The sequence below is a fragment of the Arhodomonas sp. KWT genome, assembly GCF_010993615.1.
Map to the genome: position 1 here is coordinate 1 of NZ_WNXE01000206.1, position 3,781 is coordinate 3,781.

Annotated in this window: 2 protein-coding genes; one reads left to right on the plus strand and one right to left on the minus strand. The window is 68.2% G+C overall.

Annotated elements, in window-relative coordinates; all coding sequences use genetic code 11:
- Window positions 1–2,639 (plus strand): WG repeat-containing protein (locus tag G7A99_RS16655; RefSeq protein WP_163142219.1); only part of this gene is annotated, 2,639 nt, incomplete at its 5' end.
- Between the two features lie 227 nt (window positions 2,640–2,866).
- Here G7A99_RS16655 and G7A99_RS16660 read toward each other — a convergent pair.
- Window positions 2,867–3,781 (minus strand): Ldh family oxidoreductase (locus G7A99_RS16660; RefSeq protein ID WP_163142222.1); only part of this gene is annotated, 915 nt, incomplete at its 5' end.

Sequence of the window (3,781 nt, forward strand, 5' to 3'; positions counted from 1 at the left end):
CCGTCGACGGCTTCGCCGAGTATCGCTGGGGATTCATCGATACAGCGGGCGCACTGGCAATCCCGCCGCGGTTCGAGAATGTCACCCACTTCCACGGCGGACTGGCCGGTGCCTACGACGGTGCGCAGTGGGGCTATATCGATCGCCGCGGGGAGTGGGCCATTGAACCGCAGTTCGAGGACGTGCGGGCCTTCCGGGATAACGGTATCGCGGCCGTTGTCCGTGACGGCGAGTGGGGGCTTATCGACCGTGAGGGGGCAGCGCTCGACGTCGAGTTGCACGATCACGTGAACCAAATCCGTGTCGGTGATGGAACCCCCGCGCGGGTCGAGGTCGAGTACGGTGTCACCTACGAGAACGCCGAGGGCAAAACGCTCGCCATACCCGAGGGGATCATCCTGGTCGAACCGTTCGGATCATCGGGGCTGTTCATCGCGCGCCGTGATCGCCGGTACGGGCTCATCAACCGGGATCTGGAATGGCAGATCAAACCGGATTACAGGGATATCAGCGCGCCGTCGGAGTCCGGGGCGGCGGCCGTGGCCGCGGGCGGACTCGAGGGCGATGCACTGATTCGCCAGGATGGCAGCGCTGTGGGGAAGGACGGCGCAGCCGTGCGGCGTAGGGGCGATTTCTGGCGCGTTACGTGGCCTGACGGCCGTAATGCCGTCTTCGATCTCCAGGGCGAACGAATCGCTGAATTCGGTGGGGAGGCGGACAGTCGCGTCAGGGACATGGGTTCCTTCCTGGTCGCCCGGGGGGGCGACAATACGAAGATCATCGGACCGGCGTTCGACGAGCCGGTCGTACTCGACTCCGGGCTGACACCCAAGCTGGTACGTTCCGCCGGTCTGTTGGTGGTGTTCGACGGCGAGACGATGGCGGGCGTGATTCTCGGATCCGGCAGCTATCTCACCGGCGAGGACAGCAAGGACGGCCGCGACTGGTTCGGGAAGATCGCCTACGCCGAGCGTCACGGCGCGTGGACGTGGTTCCGCGACCGGGACAAGGCGTTAATCCAGATCGTCGATCCGCACGGGCGTCCCCTGCTCGACGAGGCCACGCGCAAACGCCTCGGCAACCACCATATCGAGCCCCTGGAAACGGCGGAGGGCGGGGCCGGGGACAATCCGGCCGCGATTGCGTTGATCAGCGAGAGCCGGTACTGCGACTGCGGGCCCGGTGCCGGCATGTTGATGTCCGACGGCCAGCTCGAATTCCACGAAGACTGGCAAAAGGTCGAATCGCTCGATATCCGCGGGCCCGTGCGTGGGCGGCGCTTCGCGTTTCACACCGACGAAGGCGTCGGGATCCTCGACGGGCAGGGTTCGGTCATCCTCGCCGCCGGGCAGGAGCATATCGATGATTTCCACCACGGCAATGCCCTTGTGTACGGAGATGGCGTGACCCGGGTCGTGGACCGCTCGGGGCAGCTCTTCGACATACCCAACGGCTTCGGCATGTCGGTGGTCGCCCCCGGAATCATGCGCTATCGCAAGAGCGCCGCGGCGGAGGCGCTGTTCAGTCTCTACGACCTCACCTCGCAGCAACCGATCACCAAACCCCGGTTCCAGGACGTGGGGGATTTTCACGACGGTCAGGCCACGGCGGTCTCGCCGGAAGGGAAGACCGGTGTGATCGACAGGGCCGGCGAGTGGGTGCTGGCGCCGGCGTATGCCGCGGTTGAGCCGGTCAACGGCCAGCTGTGGATCGTTCAGCGGCGCCGTGGGAGCGACCCGTTCGAGGACATCCCCCGGGCGCTGGTCGACGCGGACGGCGAGACGATCGTTCCCTATACGGAAGGTCTGCTTTCCGCGACGGTGCTCGACAACCGCAGTGTCGAGGTCCGGGCACACGGTCCGGCCGGTGTCCACAAGTTGCTGAGTCCGTCCGGGGAGGTGCTTTTCGATGGCCACGAGGCGACGTTCACCGTCATGGGCGACTTGCTGAGGCTGCGGCGTCGCCCCTCCATCGGCTATCTCGGCGACGATCTCGAATGGGCCGTTGCCCTCGAACCCGGCACGGGCAGTGTCTTCCACGCCGATGCGCAACGGGCGTTGCGTTCAACCGGCGAAAGGGCAGAGATCCTCGATGCCAAAGGTAGGGTCGTGGCGACCCTGCCGGACGGCGAATGGCGCTGGCCGACCGCTGCGTCCCGCATCATAGGGCGTGTGTACGAGGACGGGACAACGAAGACGAAATACGCCGATCCGAACGGCGAGATCACCCTCATCGTTGACGGCAAGGCCGGCGTATTTCGTGGCGATACCGCGCTGGTGAGCCGAACCGATGGTCAGGACGGGTTCTGGGTGGGCGCGTCGGGGGAACGCCGGGAGATCCGGGGACGCTATACGGACCTCGGACTGCCCGCCGACAATGGCCTGGCCTACGCGGCCAGCGGCGGCCGTTACGGCTTCATCGACGGGGACGGACGGTACGTCATACCGCCGGTCTACGATCTGGTAACGCCTTTCCAGGACGGGCGCGCCATCGCCACGACGGAGCGCAGCGCGATGATGATCGACCGCCAGGGCCGGCCCATCGCCCGAGTGGCGAGTGAATGCGGTGTCAGGGTGCTTTACGGCCCCGACAACGAGCGTGTCTGGCCGGAGCGTCTGCCCCAGCGCTGCCGGCACTGATCCAATGCAATGGTAACGGCCCCGGCGCATCCCGTGTGCCGGGGCCGTGCCGTGAGCCGGCGGGGCCCCGCGGTGCCCGCCGCCGTCCGCTCCAGAAATTCGGGCGAGTAGGTTGGCTGCTTACGGCAGCCAACATCCGGCCTTGCGGCACCGGCACTGTCGGCTGCCAGGAGCGGCCGACCTACGGCGGAGGCGCGCCGAGGGGCACCGGTGGTGTCCCTGCCGCATCAGCTCACCGCGGCAAGCCCCTCCCGCTCCAGGCGTTCGAGCTGGGCGTCTTCCTCGGCCGTCAGCACGATCCCGTCCGTCTCGGCGGTCTCGCGTGCCGCGAAACGCCGCTGGGAGGGGAGGCGGGCGCCCTGTCCGACGATCGCGTCGAACAGCATCTCCGCCCGGGCCTCCGGCGAGCCCTCGCGGCCGGCGGCGAAGCGTGCCGGGTCGAAGGCCAGGATCAGCTCACCATGGCCCGGAGAGAGCGAGGTGTCGCCCAGCCAGTCCAGGGCCTCCCGGCTGGTGAGATCCCCGATCATCGCGCCGGCCAGCAGCTCGATCATGGTCGAGATCGCCGAGCCCTTGTGGCCGCCGAAGGGCAGCATGGCCCCGGCGAGGGCCTCCTCCGGGTTCTCGGTGGGACTGCCGTCCGGCCCCAGCGCCCAGCCAGCCGGGAGCGTCTCGCCGGCGCGGCGGCGCAGCTCTATCTCGCCGCGGGCCGCCACGCTGGTAGCGAAGTCGAAGACGAAGGGATGGCCGCGCCGCGGCCACCCGAATGCCAGGGGGTTCGTGCCCAGCAGCGGCTCACGTCCGCCGACCGGGGCGACGGTCGCATAGCTCGGGCACATCGCCAGCGCGGCGAGACCGTGTTCGGTGATCGCCTCGATCTCGGGCCAGAGGGCGGCGAAGTGGGTGCAGTCGTTGACGACCATCGCGGCGACGCCCAGCGTGCGTGTCCGCTCCACGAGCTTCGGCAGTCCGGCCTCGAAGGCGGCGTTGGAGAAGCCGCCCGCGGCATTCACGCGGACGATGGCGCTGTCGTCGGCGGAGACGACGGGCACCGCGTCCGCTACCACCTTGCCCCGCTTGAGCGTGCGCAGGCAGCCCTCGACGCGGTAGATGCCGTGCGATTTGCAGCCGTCGCGTTCGCC